At 59.1% G+C, this 13,833-nt stretch carries 13 protein-coding genes and 1 tRNA gene; 5 read left to right on the top strand and 9 right to left on the bottom strand.

What is annotated here, in order from left to right; translation table 11 throughout:
* Positions 1-2 precede the first annotated feature (2 nt).
* The gene (gene purH, locus INR77_RS01115; RefSeq protein ID WP_223072130.1) at positions 3-1,625 is read left to right on the top strand and encodes a bifunctional phosphoribosylaminoimidazolecarboxamide formyltransferase/IMP cyclohydrolase; all 1,623 of its coding nucleotides are present in this window, start codon (positions 3-5) and stop codon (positions 1,623-1,625) included.
* 271 nt (positions 1,626-1,896) lie between these two features.
* On the opposite strand, the gene INR77_RS01110 is transcribed toward purH, so the two are convergent.
* From INR77_RS01110 to INR77_RS01070, 9 genes are all read right to left on the bottom strand, one after another.
* A complete protein-coding gene (locus INR77_RS01110; protein ID WP_223072129.1) occupies positions 1,897-2,307 on the bottom strand; it encodes a DUF3035 domain-containing protein in 411 nt (136 codons plus the stop codon).
* Positions 2,307-2,837, bottom strand: coding sequence for a signal peptidase II (gene lspA, locus INR77_RS01105; protein ID WP_255573850.1), 531 nt, complete (start codon positions 2,835-2,837; stop codon positions 2,307-2,309). Before lspA ends, INR77_RS01110 begins: the two co-directional genes overlap by 1 nt.
* The gene (gene ileS / locus INR77_RS01100) at positions 2,830-5,721 is read right to left on the bottom strand and encodes an isoleucine--tRNA ligase (protein ID WP_223072127.1); all 2,892 of its coding nucleotides are present in this window, start codon (positions 5,719-5,721) and stop codon (positions 2,830-2,832) included. Before ileS ends, lspA begins: the two co-directional genes overlap by 8 nt.
* The gene (locus INR77_RS01095; protein WP_223072126.1) at positions 5,714-6,652 is read right to left on the bottom strand and encodes a bifunctional riboflavin kinase/FAD synthetase; all 939 of its coding nucleotides are present in this window, start codon (positions 6,650-6,652) and stop codon (positions 5,714-5,716) included. Before INR77_RS01095 ends, ileS begins: the two co-directional genes overlap by 8 nt.
* On the bottom strand, positions 6,652-7,170 hold the full coding sequence (locus INR77_RS01090) for a dihydrofolate reductase (protein ID WP_223072125.1): 519 nt from the start codon (positions 7,168-7,170) through the stop codon (positions 6,652-6,654). The genes INR77_RS01095 and INR77_RS01090 overlap by 1 nt, the downstream gene beginning before the upstream one ends.
* Positions 7,167-8,237: a 5-(carboxyamino)imidazole ribonucleotide synthase gene (locus INR77_RS01085; RefSeq protein ID WP_223072124.1), complete on the bottom strand. Its 1,071-nt coding sequence runs from the start codon at positions 8,235-8,237 to the stop codon at positions 7,167-7,169. The genes INR77_RS01090 and INR77_RS01085 overlap by 4 nt, the downstream gene beginning before the upstream one ends.
* A 108-nt stretch (positions 8,238-8,345) precedes the next feature.
* Positions 8,346-8,825, bottom strand: coding sequence for a 5-(carboxyamino)imidazole ribonucleotide mutase (gene purE / locus INR77_RS01080; protein WP_223072123.1), 480 nt, complete (start codon positions 8,823-8,825; stop codon positions 8,346-8,348).
* The gene (gpmA, locus tag INR77_RS01075; RefSeq protein ID WP_223072122.1) at positions 8,826-9,512 is read right to left on the bottom strand and encodes a 2,3-diphosphoglycerate-dependent phosphoglycerate mutase; all 687 of its coding nucleotides are present in this window, start codon (positions 9,510-9,512) and stop codon (positions 8,826-8,828) included.
* 51 nt (positions 9,513-9,563) lie between these two features.
* On the bottom strand, positions 9,564-9,734 hold the full coding sequence (locus tag INR77_RS01070; protein ID WP_223072121.1) for a hypothetical protein: 171 nt from the start codon (positions 9,732-9,734) through the stop codon (positions 9,564-9,566).
* A gap of 121 nt (positions 9,735-9,855) precedes the next feature.
* Between INR77_RS01070 and INR77_RS01065 the strand changes: the two genes are divergently transcribed.
* The 4 genes from INR77_RS01065 to INR77_RS01050 all read left to right on the top strand — a co-directional run bounded on the left by INR77_RS01065 (position 9,856) and on the right by INR77_RS01050 (position 13,808).
* Positions 9,856-9,930 (top strand) — tRNA-Thr (locus INR77_RS01065).
* 316 nt (positions 9,931-10,246) lie between these two features.
* Positions 10,247-11,386: an acyl-CoA dehydrogenase family protein gene (locus INR77_RS01060; protein ID WP_255573849.1), complete on the top strand. Its 1,140-nt coding sequence runs from the start codon at positions 10,247-10,249 to the stop codon at positions 11,384-11,386.
* An 83-nt stretch (positions 11,387-11,469) separates the two neighbouring features.
* The gene (locus tag INR77_RS15820; RefSeq protein WP_255573848.1) at positions 11,470-12,261 is read left to right on the top strand and encodes a PH domain-containing protein; all 792 of its coding nucleotides are present in this window, start codon (positions 11,470-11,472) and stop codon (positions 12,259-12,261) included.
* Positions 12,258-13,808 carry a PH domain-containing protein gene (locus INR77_RS01050; protein WP_255573847.1) on the top strand — a complete coding sequence of 517 codons (1,551 nt, stop codon included), beginning with the start codon at positions 12,258-12,260 and terminating at the stop codon, positions 13,806-13,808. Before INR77_RS15820 ends, INR77_RS01050 begins: the two co-directional genes overlap by 4 nt.
* Positions 13,809-13,833 lie beyond the last annotated feature (25 nt).

The following is a 13,833-nucleotide window of genomic DNA, read 5'->3' as shown; positions in this document are numbered from 1 at the left end:
ACATGGCATCAACTCTGATCAAGCGGGCGCTCCTTTCAGTGTCCGACAAAAGCGGCTTGGCTGAACTGGGCAAAGCACTCGCGGCGCGCGGAGTGGAGCTTGTCAGCACCGGCGGCACGGCGCGCACTCTGCGCGAGGCAGGGCTTGAGGTGAAGGACGTCTCTGACCTCACCGGTTTCCCTGAAATGATGGATGGCCGGGTCAAAACCCTCCACCCAACGGTTCATGGTGGTTTGCTGGCACTGCGGGACAATGACGATCACGTAGCCTCGATGGAGGAGCACTCAATCGGGGCAATCGATCTTGTTGTGGTCAACCTCTATCCGTTTGAGGCAACGGTCGCGAAGGGCGCAGAACGGGCGGAGATTATCGAGAACATCGACATCGGCGGGCCTTCGATGGTGCGTTCGGCGGCGAAGAACCACGGCTTTGTCACGATCATGACGGATGCGGCGGATTACGCAGAGTTGTTGGAAGAGCTGGACGCTAACGATGGCGCGACTTCCGAGGCCTTCCGTATCCGTATGGCTGGCAAGGCCTATGCGAGGACCGCCGCCTATGACGCAGCGATTGCCAACTGGTTTGCCTTTGGCGATGCCTTTACCAATCCGCTTGGGACCGAGGCTTTGAAAGCAACGCCCTTCACCGACACTATGCCATTGGCGTTCAAGCGCTCGGACACCCTGCGCTATGGTGAGAACCCCCACCAATCGGCTGCGATCTACGTGCCGCAGGTGACCGGCACAAATGGTGTGCCACAGGCCGAGCAGCTTCAGGGTAAGGCGCTCAGCTACAACAATTTGAACGATGCCGATGCGGCGTTGGAGCTCGCGGCAGAATTTGCTGGTGGGGATCCTGCCGTGGTGATCGTCAAACACGCCAACCCTTGCGGTGTGGCACAGGCGAGCTCTTTGCTCGAAGCATGGAACGGCGCGCTGCAATGCGACAGCGTTTCGGCCTTTGGCGGGATTGTCGCGGTCAACACTGAGCTTGATGGCGCAACGGCTGAGGCCATCGCCAGCATCTTCACCGAAGTCGTGATCGCTCCATCGGTGAGCGCTGAGGCACGCGAAATCTTCGCCAAGAAGAAGAACCTGCGCTTGCTTGAATGTGGCACCCTGCCAGACCCGCGCCGGGGCGGATTCTTTATGAAGACGATTGCGGGCGGTATGCTGATCCAGGGGCGCGACAATGGCGCGGTGAGCATGGATGACCTTAAAGTTGTCACCAAGCGCGAACCAACCGAGCAGGAACTCAAAGACTGCCTCTTCGCATGGACCGTGGCGCGCCACGTCAAATCAAACGCGATTGTCTATGCCAAGGACGGGATCACGGCTGGCATTGGCGCAGGGCAGATGAATCGGCGTGATTCGGCGCGGATTGCGGCGAGCAAAGCGGCAGAGGCGGCGGAAACCTATGAATGGGGCGAGCCCCGCACCAAAGGCAGCGCGGTCGCATCCGATGCCTTCTTCCCCTTTGCCGACGGCCTGATCTCAGCTGCCGAAGCAGGCGCGAGCGCGGTTATCCAACCGGGCGGTTCCATCCGCGATGAAGAGGTTATTGCCGCCGCCGACGAAGCGGGCCTCGCCATGGTCTTCACCGGAATGCGGCATTTCAGGCATTGATTTGTTTTTCGCACGCCCATCCGGGCGCACGTCCTCGCTAGACGTCCTCCCCCTGAAACAAGTTCAGGGTGCGGACCCGCTGCGGGCGGGCAGTCGCCCTTGCGACGCTTGCGCGTCGTTTCCAGCACTACATTGCAATGGTATTGCGGAGTACGGTCACGCCTAGTGACCGCAAGCCCGACCGGGCGCCCGCAGGTGCCCCGCAGTAAGCAAAGCGCGCGGAGGGAACCGCACCGAGGAGGAGAGCGCGGACGCGCTCTCGCAAAACAAACTACCCAGGAATTACCGTGCGCGCGCTTTGGCCGTCGCCCTCAGGTGCGGCGATGATGTCGCGTGTCACGCGGCCTTTGGCGACGGTGTTGGTGCCTTCATCGCCCACGGTGGAGCGGATGCTGGGCGCGGCGGCACCTGCACGGTCGAGAGCGCTTGTCTCAATGTCGCTGCGCGGTGCTGGCCCGCCGAACAGAGCGTCGAGCGCTTGTTCCTGTGCAGTTCCTTCTGCTGCGCGAGGTGCGCCAGGAGCCGGAGGCGTCAGTGTGAAATCAGGTGGGATTACCAGCGGTGCCTGACGCTGCACGGCGAATTCATCGGGGCGGTCCCGGTTGAAAATCCCGCTTCCCCCGCAAGCAGCAAGCATTGCTGCGCCCGATGCGAGTAAAATGGCGGTTTTGACGTTACGCATTATGAATTCTCCGCTTGGGCGATTTCCGCGCCCTCTTCACCATCCTTTTCGCGCACAAACAGACTGCGCGCAAGGATGATCACAACACCGATGGTGATAGCCGCATCCGCGACGTTGAAAACAAGAAATGGCCTAAAGCTACCGATGTGAAAATCGGCAAAGTCGATGACATAACCGTAAGTATATCGGTCATAGATATTGCCAATCGCTCCACCTAGGATCAGCGCAAGGCCCAGAATATCGCCCAAAATCTTCTCGCGCATCATCCAGACAAGGACAACGAGCCCGATCAGCGCAGTCATACCGACCAGAAGCCAGCGCATCTCCATATTGGTCGCCTGAAGCATCCCCAAAGAGATGCCACGGTTCTCAACATAGGTGAGATCGAAGAAGGGCAGAAGCTCGATATTGCGCACATTGCGCAGGTTTAGCGGACCAATCACGTACCACTTTATGAGCTGATCAATCGCGGCGATGAAGGCCGCAAAGCCAAGTCCGATCAGACGATTGCGAGTGAACAGATTACTCACCGACAACTCCTGCACACCGGCCACACAGCGCGCCATCTTCCTCAACATCGGGAAGCAAGCGCCAGCAACGGCCGCATTTGTGATCGGTGGATTTGGTCACTTCAACCCTAACATCATGCGTCAGGTCCTCATCTTGAGCGAACCTTGTTTCCAATGGAGACACCAACTCCACTGAACCCACGATGAAAAACTCTGCGAGATTGATGCTTTCCATCCAGTGCTGAAGGAGTGGATTGTTGGGATAAACCCTCACAGCTGCTTCGTTGCTTGAGCGGATAGCCTTCTCACGGCGCAGCGGTTCAATGGCTTCGTTAACACGCTCTCTAACTGCGCGGAGTGCAGCCCATTTCTTCGTGTCAGCGGGCACTTGCGGTACGCTCGGCCATTCGAGCAGGTGGACGCTGCCGCCTTGCTCTCCATCTTCAGGATAGCGTGTCTGCCACACTTCTTCGGCGGTGAAGACCAGCACCGGCGCAGCGTAGCGCACCAGCGCATGGAAAAGCAGGTCTAGCACCGTGCGATAAGCATTGCGCGTCGTGCTGCCGTCGCCATCGCAATAGAGCGTGTCTTTGCGAATATCGAAGAAGAAGGCGCTCAAGTCTTCATTACAGAAGTCCACCAGCAGGCGCGTATAGGTGTTGAAGTCGTATTCGGTCGCAGCTTTGCGAAGCTTGCCGTCCAACTCGCCCAGAAGCGAAAGGACATAGAGTTCCAGCTCAGGAATTTCCCCCGCGTCCGACATATCGCCGACAAAGCCATCAAGCGCACCGAGCAGATAGCGGAAGGTGTTGCGCAGGCGGCGGTATTGATCGCCCACGCCTTTCAGGATTTCATCGCCAATGCGGTGGTCTTCGGTGAAATCGACGCTCAGCGCCCAGAGGCGGATGATGTCCGCGCCCGTCTGCTCCATGACCTTCAGCGGGTCGATGGTGTTGCCGAGCGATTTCGACATCTTCTTGCCCTTGGCATCCATGGTGAAGCCGTGGGTGAGCACTTGATCGTAAGGCGCGCGGCCGCGGGTGGCGCAGCTTTGCAGGAGCGAGGATTGGAACCAGCCGCGGTGTTGGTCGGAGCCTTCGAGATAGAGGTTGGCGGGCCATTGGAGGTCGGGCCAGCGCCCGCTTTCGAGCACGAAGGAGTGCGTACAGCCCGAATCGAACCATACGTCGAGAATGTCCGTGACCATCTCGAAATCGTCGGGGTTGTAGGCGTCCCCAAGGAACTCAGCCTTGCGCGCCTCTTCCCACGCATCGACGCCCTCTTCTTTGACGGCTGCGACAATGCGCGCGTTCACTTCCGGGTCTTGCAGATAGGTGCCGTCGGGGCGCACGAACAGCGTGATCGGAACACCCCATGCGCGCTGGCGTGAGAGCACCCAGTCGGGCCGCCCTTCGACCATTGAGCCAAGGCGGTTTTGACCTTTTTCAGGGACGAACTCGACCCGGTCGATTTCCGACATGGCGCGGCTGCGCAGCGTGCCGCCACCGTCCAATTCCTTATCCATCGGCACAAACCATTGCGGCGTGCAGCGATAGATCACCTTGGCTTTGGAGCGCCATGAGTGCGGGTAGGAGTGCGCGTAATCGGCAGAAGCGCTGAGCAGCGCGCCGACTTCGCGAAGGTCCGAGCAGATCGGGCCTTCGGGCGAGTTAAAGGGCTTGTTGATGACCGAACGGCGGCGTTCTTTGCCCTCGTCGTCTTTGTCGTCCGCGCCCAGCCACAGCCAATCGTCGCGATAACGACCATCGTCCATCACCGCGAAGACGGGGTTGAGCCCGTTCGCTTTGCACAGGTCGAAATCGTCCTCGCCATGATCGGGCGACATATGGACAAGGCCAGTTCCGGACTCGGTGGTGACGAAATCGCCCTCGAGGAACGGGCGGGGGGTCGCGTAGAACCCGCCGAGATGGTGCATCGGGTGACGGGCTCTGGTGCCTGCCAGCTGAGAGCCTTGGATGAAAAACTCAGAGGCCCAAAGGCCTTCACTTCCTATCGCAGAATCGACCCTTGCTTTGACCGCCTCACGAAGATCACACGCAACCAGATACTGCCCTTTCAGTCCGGTGTCGTAGTCTTCACGGGAATAGATCACATACTCAACATCCGCCCCATAGGCCAAAGCCTGGTTCACTGGGATCGTCCACGGCGTTGTCGTCCAGATCACCGCATGCGCGCCGACCAGTTCGGGCACGTTCGGGCACTCGGTGATCTCAAACGCCACATCGATCTGCGGGCTGTCGGTCAGGTCTTCATATTCAACCTCAGCCTCGGCCAGCGCGGTCTTTTCAACCGGCGACCACATCACCGGCTTTGACCCGCGATAGAGATTGCCGCCTTCCGCAAACTTGCAAAGCTCGGCAACAATCGTCGCCTCGGCCTGAAAATCCATGGTGAGGTAGGGATTGTCCCAATCGCCCATGATGCCAAGGCGCTTCAGCTGCTCGCGCTGGGTGTCGACCCATTTCTGCGCGTAAGCGCGGCATTCGGCGCGAAATTCTTTGGCCGGAACCTCGTCCTTGTTCTTCTTTTTCTTGCGATATTGCTCTTCGACCTTCCACTCGATCGGAAGGCCGTGGCAATCCCAGCCCGGCACATAGGGCGCGTCCTTGCCCATCAGGTTCTGCGTGCGGCAGACCATGTCCTTGAGGATATGGTTCAGCGCATGGCCGATGTGCATATCGCCATTGGCGTAAGGCGGGCCATCGTGGAGGATGAACTTCTCACGCCCAGCGCGCGCCTCGCGCAGCTTGCGGTACAGATCAATCTCGCGCCAGCGCGCCTCAATGCCCGGTTCCTTCTGCGGAAGGCCGGCTTTCATCGGGAAGGGCGTCTTCGGCAGGAAGACGGTGTCTTTATAGTCGCGCTTTGAGGATTCTTCAGTCATCGGGAAGCGCGCTTAATAGGCGGCGAGCCTCGGCGCAATCCTTCTCCATCTGCGCCATCAAATCATCGAGGCTATCGAACTTGGCTTCACCGCGCAGGAAATGGTGGAATGCGACTTCGATTTCCTGACCATAAAGGTCGCCGGAAAAGTCGAAGAAATACGGTTCAAGCAGCTCTTTTGGCGGCTCAAACTGGGGGCGGATGCCGATGTTGGCCGCGCCTTTCAAGGTTTCGCCGGTCGAAAGCACTTTGCCCGTCACCGCATAAACCCCGTATTTGGGGCGCAAATATGTGCCGATGGCGATGTTCGCGGTGGGATAGCCCAGCTTGCGCCCGTTTTTGTCGCCATGTTCGACAATGCCTCGGATTGCGAAGGGGCGGGTGAGGAGTTCTGCTGCCAGCTGCGGGTCACCCTCGCGCAGCGCCTCGCGCACGCGGCTGGAGGATATGACGCCCTCATTCTCGACCGCTTCGACAACCCGTGACTTAAGCCCGTGCTCGGCCCCGAAGGTCTGGAGCAATTCGACATTGCCCTTTGCCATCTTCCCGAAAGAGAAATCGCCGCCGGTCACCACGCCATAGGCGCCAAAACGCTCGATCAGGATATCGGTGATGAAATCCTCGGCGCTGGTGCTCGCAAGCTCTGCGTCGAAATGGAACACCAGCATCGCGGTCGCGCCTGCGGCAAGGTAAAGCTCTTGCCGCTGTTCCAGAGTGGTCAGGCGAAAGGGCGGCGCATCGGGTTTGAAATGGCGCACGGGGTGCGGGTCAAAGGTCGCAATGATCGAAGGGCGACCTTCGCTTTTCGCCCATTTGATCGCCTCGCCAGCCACCGCCTGGTGCCCCTGATGGAAGCCGTCAAAATTGCCAAGCGCAATGACCGCACCGCGCAAAGGGCCGCTCACAGGTTCACGGTGGTCAAGCCAGCGCATTAGGCGGCCTCTGCCCGCTTGTAAGTGACGAAGGAGAAGGCGGGCGTTTCGCCCTCTGCTTCGTGATCCTCGCGCGCCACTTCGACCCATTCGGGGCCAAGCGGCTTCATAAAGACATCGCCCTTAAACTCGGCGTGGATTTCGGTGACTTCCACACGGTCAGCCATGGGCCGGAACACATCGTAAATCGCAGAGCCGCCGACAACGGCGATCTCGCCGGTGTCATTGTTCTCGCGCGCCAGATCGAGCGCATCGGCGACGGTGTGCACGACCTGTGCGCCTTCGCAGCTCCATTCGGGGTGGCGGGTGAGCACAATGTGGCGACGGCCGGGCAAGATGCCGGGCAGGCTCTCGAAGGTTTTGCGCCCCATGATCATCGGCACGCCGAGCCCTTCGCGCCCCATCGTCATGGTTTTAAAGCGCTTGAAATCGGCAGGGATATGCCACGGCAAACGGTTCTCAAACCCGATAGTGCCATTGGCCGCGCGCGCATAAATGAGGAAGATTTCGTGGGTCATAGAGCGCGATTGGATACCCGCGTTACATGGCCCATCTTGCGGCCTTCACGCGCCTCACGCTTTCCGTAAAGGTGTAAGTGCGGTTCGCCTTCTTTGGCCAGAATCTGATGCGCGCTCAGGGCATCCTCGCCAACGATATTGCGCATTTCGATGTGGGCAAAGCGCGTTGCCGTCCCGCCCAAGGGCAGGCCCGCAACCGCGCGGATATGGTTTTCAAACTGGCTGGTCGCGGCACCCTCAATCGTCCAGTGGCCCGAATTATGGACGCGCGGGGCCATCTCGTTGAAGATAGGACCGTTCGCGGTCGCGAAAAATTCTAGCGTCAATACACCGACATAGCCGAGCGCATTGGCGGTCTGGCGAGCGATTTCACGGGCCTCTTGAACTTGCGCTTCGATCACTTCGCCAGCGGGCAAGGTGGAAACAGCGAGCATTCCGCCCTCGTGGACGTTTGCGGTGCTGTCCCAGAAGCGCACTTCGCCATTGGTGCCGCGCACGAGGATGACGGAAAATTCAGCCGCGAAATCGACGAAGCCTTCGTAAATGCAGGTGCGCCCCGGAAAGCGCACGCCTTCGGCCTCATACGCAGAGGCGATGCGCCATTGGCCTTTGCCATCATAGCCATCGCGCGCGGTCTTGAGGATGCCGGGCGCGCCGATTGTATCGACCGCGCGGGTAAGCTCTTCATCGCTATCGACGCGCGCATAAGGCGCACAGATCGCGCCAAGCTCGCAAACGAAGCTTTTCTCGTTAAGGCGATCCTGCGCCACTTCCAAAGCGCGCCTTCCGGGCACCACCAAATTGGAAGGGAGCGCGTCAATCACCGACAGGGGGACATTCTCAAATTCCCAAGTGATGACATCGCATTTGGACGCAAAGGCAGCGAGCGCGGCCTTATCGCCCCAGCCGTTCTCAAAGAAATCAATGCAAACTTCGGCTGCGACATTATCACCGGGAGGCGCATAGCCGATCACGCTAAAGCCCAGCTGCGCGGCAGACTGCGCCATCATTCGGCCCAATTGGCCTCCGCCAAGAATGCCGATTGTTGATCCCGGTTTAAGCGCCAAATGTCCTGTCCCAATTGCCCCCGCGATTTCTGCGCGAGAGGCTGTTTCCCTCAGCTGTGACCTTTAAGAAAGGCCCAATGTTTCTACAAGCTCGGCGTTTCTACAAGCTCAGTCGACGGGTGTTTCGCCAACATCGGACGTTCGGCTGCTGCGCCAATCCTGAAGCCGTTCTGAAAGCTCCTCATCGCTCAATGCGAGAATGGACGCTGCCAAAAGCCCCGCATTTTTTGCGCCCGCTTCGCCGATTGCGAGAGTGCCGACCGGAACGCCGCCCGGCATTTGCACGACCGACAATAGGCTATCCATGCCGGACAGTGCTTTGGATTGAACCGGCACGCCGAGCACGGGCAGGTGCGTCATCGCCGCAATCATGCCGGGCAAATGCGCCGCGCCGCCAGCACCAGCGATGATGACGTCGAAGCCTTCGCCCTCTGCGCCCTTGGCAAAGGCGCTCATCCGATCAGGGGTGCGGTGGGCAGAGACGATGCGCGCCTCATGCTTAACCTCAAGCTCGTCCAGCACCTCGCAAGCAAGCTTCATGGTTGGCCAGTCGGACTGGCTACCCATTACAATTGCGACTTTACCCATTTAAGAGTCCTTCAGGTAATAACGTTCGCCCGGCACCATGTTGTCGTCGAAATCATAGACAATCGGTTGACCCGTCGGGATTTCCAGACCCGTAATATCATCGTCCGAAATGTTGGACAGATGCTTCACCAGCGCGCGCAAGCTGTTGCCGTGGGCCGAGATAATCACTGTCTCGCCGCTTTTGAGCACAGGGAGAATGTCGCTTTCCCAATAGGGGAGCACGCGCTCAATCGTGAGCTTCAGGCTTTCGGTGTAAGGAACGTCGATCCCGTCATAGCGCGGGTCCGCGCCCGGATCATATTGGCTGCCCGGCTCCATCGGCGGGGGCGGGGTGTCAAAGCTGCGACGCCAGATGTGCACCTGCTCGTCGCCATGCTTCTCGCGCGTCTCCTGTTTGTCGAGGCCTGTGAGCCCTCCATAGTGGCGTTCGTTCAAGCGCCAATCCTTGGTGACCGGAAGCCACAGGCGGCCCATTTCTTCAAGCGCGAGGTTAAGCGTCTTGATCGCGCGCGTCTGAAAGCTTGTGAAGCAGCGGGTCGGCAAAACCCTCTTTTCCTTCATCAGCGCACCTGCCGCTTTTGCTTCGGCAACGCCTTTGTCGGTAAGGTCAACGTCCCACCAGCCGGTGAAGCGGTTTTCGAGGTTCCACTGGCTCTGGCCATGGCGCACGAGAATAAGCTTTGGCATCTTTGCTCCGAATTAGCGGATGATCTGATCCTTTAGAATAAGGCGCGCTGGTTAGCTTGGCTCATCGGTCTTGGGAAGGTCCCCACGGTCCGATTCGCCAGTTTCTTGGGACGTTTCCTCGCGCATTTCGCGGGTTTGCGCTTTCCTGCGACGCAGATTCTCGCGCAATTTCGCCGCGAGGCGCTCTTCTCGCGTCAATTTGTGTGCCTTACCTTCACTCATCTTTAGCGCTCTGCCGTTAGAAAACGCCAAGCTCAAGGGGGTTTGCGCCATTCGCGGAACACACCCTTGGCAATCGGGCTTGACATTCGGGGGCCATCTGACGATAGGCGCGCCTCGGTTAGCTGCTGTAGCTCAGTGGTAGAGCGCACCCTTGGTAAGGGTGAGGCCGAGAGTTCAATTCTCTCCAGCAGCACCATTTTCCTACATTGTGAGCAAACGGTAGGCGCGCTGTATGTTCAGAGCAGCGCTTATCGCCTCTTTTTGCCTTGTGCAGATGGCTCTCAGGCGTGATCGGATAATCCGATCAGAAGGCCGCTTTTTAATCGAACCGATTTTGCGCCTTTGGACAGTGTCTCAAGTGTCTCAAACGCACTCGCATCCGCGATTGTCGCGGGCGCGTAGCTTGCCGCAAATGAGGCTTTGCAGATCGCGTCCTTGCCGATAACAAGCGCGCAAAGATCAAAAAACGAAGAGGTGCCGCCATCAATTTCGAACTTCCTGAAGAGTACCAGATGCTCGAAGACCTCGTGCAACGGTTTGTGCGCGATGAGTTGATGCCTTTGGAAGCCGGCGTTCTGGAGCGCGATGCCAATGGCAAGGGCGGGTATATTACGCCGGATGAAAAAGCGCGGCTTGATAAAGTCTCCAAAGAAATGGGCCTGTGGGCGCTTGATGCGCCGGAGGATGTGGGCGGCTCTGGCCTACCGCACGTTGCGCTTGTCGGCGTCAATATCGCGATGGGCAGCACGATTGCGAAATACAATCTGCCGCCTGACAGCCCGAATTTGAAAATGCTCGCGGGCTATTGCGATGAACGCCAGCGCGAGGCCTATCTTGTGCCCCATGTCGAGCAGGGGACGCTATCAGCCATCGGTATTTCGGAACCGGGTGCGGGCGCTGACCCATCGGGGATGAGCACCAAGGCGGTGCTTAAAGGTGACAAGTGGATCATCAACGGGCGCAAGATCTGGATCACGTCGGCAAAAGAGGCCGATTTCACGATCCTGCTTGCGCGCACCGACCCTGAGGCAAAGGGATCGGCGGGAATGTCGGCCTTCCTCGTCGACCGCGATGCGCCCGGTTTCAATGTGGTCAAGCAGGTGCCCATGCTGGGCGGCGAATACACCTATGAAATCGCGCTTGAGGACTGCGAGGTCGAGGATTGGAAGCTGCTGGGCAAAGAGGGCGAAGGTTTTGCGCCGATGCAATTGCGCCTCGGCACAAGGCGTATGCAGATGGCGGCATGGTGCATTGGCGCAGCAGAACGCGCGCTCCAAATCATGACCGAACACGCGCCTGAACGTGTGACTTTCGGTCAGCCCTTGTCAGCGCGTCAGGCGGTGCAGTGGTGGGTGGCCGATGCCAAGACCAAGATCCACGCAGCGCGCCTGATGGCCTATGATTGCGCATGGAAACTGGACGAGGGGCGCGATGTGCGCTCTGAAATTTCCATGATCAAGGTCTATTGCAGCGAAATGGCTCAGGAAGTCATCGACAACGCCATGCAATGCCTTGGCGGTATGGGCGTGACGAAGGAAATGCCGCTTCATATGCTCGCAGGGCGCGTGCGCAATATGCGGATTTACGATGGGCCTTCCGAGGTGCACCGCATGGTGATCGCGCGCAATTCGATGAGTGTGCCCAGAGGCTAAGGGGCGGATGGGACTCCGGTTTTGAGCAAGCCGAGGTCAGTTTTGCCTTGCGCAAGCGCGCGCCTCTTCGCACATAGATTTCTATGAGCGACGAAGGATCTGGAGACGCTGACGGCAAAAAGGATGCCGGTCAGGCGGAAGGGGGCGAGAAAAGGCAAGCTCCCAAGCCTGGTCCCGCGACCCATTTGTTCGGCCATGACAGCGGGGCAAAGCCGTGGGATCGCGGGCAACGGCGCGCGCAATCGGCGCCTGCGCCCAAGCCAGCATCCGCGCCCTATCCACGCGATGCGCAATATGCGCCCCGACCAGAGCAGCGTCCCGAAGGGGATATTGAGACGGCGGGCAAAGCATCCGGTGCGCCAGCGCCGATCACCTCAACGATCTTCACCGATGTCGATGATGAGGCAAAGCTCACCAAGCTGCACCCCAATTACAAGCTGCTGATGCGGCTGACGGCGGTGATTGTCGGCTTCCTTCTGGTGATTGCCGGGCTCGTCGCGGATGGCGCTTTGCAAAATGAAGGCGTGGCCATTCCCTTTGGCGTGATCACCGGCGTAGCGGTCCTGATCGCGCTTTTCATCATCATCCGTATTCCCATGGCGCGGTATAATGCGCGTGGGTATCAGATTTCGCGCGACCGCCTGCGCGTCGTGCGCGGGATCATGTGGCATTCCGATACCATTGTCCCCTTTGGCAGGGTCCAGCATATCGACGTTGATCAAGGTCCGATTGAGCGCGCTTTGAACATTGCAACCATGACCTTGCACACAGCGGGCAGCCACAATGCCTCGGTGCGTTTGCCGGGACTTGGCCATGAGCTGGCGATTGAAATGCGCGAGGAAATTCGCGCCCATATCAAGCGCGAGACAATGTGAGCGAGCCGGCGTCTGCTATCCATGAGGCAGCAGCCTCATCCCAAGCACGCAACACCGATCCCAAAACGGTGGTCGTGGGGGCGCTCGCGGCTGTTCCTCAAGCGATCATTCCGTTGGTTCTCGTAACGCTTGGCTCTGGCGGGCTGGGTGGCCTTCTTTTGGCACCCATTCTTGCAGGTGTCATCCTTGTTGGTGTGCTATTCAGCTACATCAGTTGGAAACGGCTCACCTATACCATCGGGGCCACCGACATTCGTGTGGAAAGCGGGGTCTTGAGCCGCTCTGCGCGCTCGGTCCCTTATGAGCGAATTCAGGATGTGAGCCTTGAGCAAAAGCTTTTGCCGCGCCTCTTTGGCCTTGTTGCGGTCAAGTTCGAGACGGGCGCTGGCGGGGGTGAGGATTTAAGCCTCACCTACCTTACCGAAGAGCACGGAGAAGAATTGCGCCAGCTCGTGCGCGAGCGCCGCGAAGGGGAAGAGGTATCGGCGACAAGTGAAGCCGGGGGCACCCAAGCTGCGACCGAGGAAGCCGAGCCGCTTTTCACTATGGGACCGGGGCGCTTGTTCACCTTTGGCCTGTTTGAATTCAGCCTTGCGGTTTTCGCAGTCCTCGCCGGTCTTCTCCAATATGCCGACAATTTCATCGACTTCGATGTTTGGGAGTTCGACTATTGGCGCGGCCTTGCCCAAGACTATGTGCCTGATGTCACCGCTTTTGATCGAACGGCGCAGATCATCGGCATCGCGGCGAGCCTGATCGCGCTTTTCATCGTTGGATCGCTCACTGGCATGGTCCGAGTCTTCACCCGCGAATGGGGCTTCCTGCTGGAGCGAACCGCACGTGGATTTCGCCGCCGTAGGGGGTTGTTCACCAAGACCGATGTGGTCATGCCGATCCACCGCGTTCAGGGCGTGAAAATAGGCACGCGGCTTTTGCGCTATCGCTTCGGCTGGCATTCGTTGAGCTTTGTAAGCTTGGCGCAGGATATGGGCGCATCCAGCCACGTGGTCGCACCCTTCGCCAAATTGCACGAGATTGCGCCGATTGCCGAGGCCGCTGGCTTTACTTTGCCGGGCGAGGATACTGATTGGCGCCGTGCGAGTGAGAAATATCTGTTCGACAGCGCGCTTTTCGATGCGCTCAAATTCGTAATCCCGGCAATCGCTGCGGGTGTTGCGACCCGCATTTACGCGCCTGAATGGACGACGACAGCTGTAGGGGCGATCCTCATACTTGCTGGAGTTTCAGCGATCCTCAACGTGCTCGCATGGCGCTATCAACGCCACGCTTTGGATGCGCGTCAGATCGTCTCAGCGCGCGGCGTTCTTGCACCGCGCAGCCAGATTGCGACGCGGCTGAAACTGCATTCGGTCGAAATTGCGCAGGGGCCTATTGCTCGCCTGCGCGGTTATGCAACGCTGCATCTGGGACAGGCGGGCGGAGTGTTTGCTATTCCTGGCGTGCCGGTGGAGCGAGCCAGAGAGGTCCGCGCGAAAGTGATGGAAACGATTGCGGCGACTGATTTCAGCCAGTTGGAATCGGCCTAGGCGCATCATTGTTTCCGATCCGAGC

The organism is Erythrobacter sp. SCSIO 43205 (genome assembly GCF_019904235.1).
Taxonomy (GTDB): Bacteria; Pseudomonadota; Alphaproteobacteria; order Sphingomonadales; family Sphingomonadaceae; genus Erythrobacter.
Note: the sequence above shows the minus strand (reverse complement) of the source record. Positions and strands in the feature narration are given on the sequence as shown.

Bases quoted from the DNA above. Each gene is read 5' to 3' on its own strand.
- purH (WP_223072130.1), top strand. From the start codon at position 3: ATGGCATCAACTCTGATCAAGCGGGCGCTCCTTTCAGTGTCCGACAAA.
- INR77_RS01110 (WP_223072129.1), bottom strand. From the start codon at position 2,307: ATGCGTAACGTCAAAACCGCCATTTTACTCGCATCGGGCGCAGCAATG.
- ileS (WP_223072127.1), bottom strand. From the start codon at position 5,721: ATGACTGAAGAATCCTCAAAGCGCGACTATAAAGACACCGTCTTCCTG.
- INR77_RS01095 (WP_223072126.1), bottom strand. From the start codon at position 6,652: ATGCGCTGGCTTGACCACCGTGAACCTGTGAGCGGCCCTTTGCGCGGT.
- INR77_RS01090 (WP_223072125.1), bottom strand. From the start codon at position 7,170: ATGACCCACGAAATCTTCCTCATTTATGCGCGCGCGGCCAATGGCACT.
- purE (WP_223072123.1), bottom strand. From the start codon at position 8,825: ATGGGTAAAGTCGCAATTGTAATGGGTAGCCAGTCCGACTGGCCAACC.
- gpmA (WP_223072122.1), bottom strand. From the start codon at position 9,512: ATGCCAAAGCTTATTCTCGTGCGCCATGGCCAGAGCCAGTGGAACCTC.
- INR77_RS01070 (WP_223072121.1), bottom strand. From the start codon at position 9,734: ATGAGTGAAGGTAAGGCACACAAATTGACGCGAGAAGAGCGCCTCGCG.
- INR77_RS01060 (WP_255573849.1), top strand. From the start codon at position 10,247: ATGCTCGAAGACCTCGTGCAACGGTTTGTGCGCGATGAGTTGATGCCT.
- INR77_RS15820 (WP_255573848.1), top strand. From the start codon at position 11,470: ATGAGCGACGAAGGATCTGGAGACGCTGACGGCAAAAAGGATGCCGGT.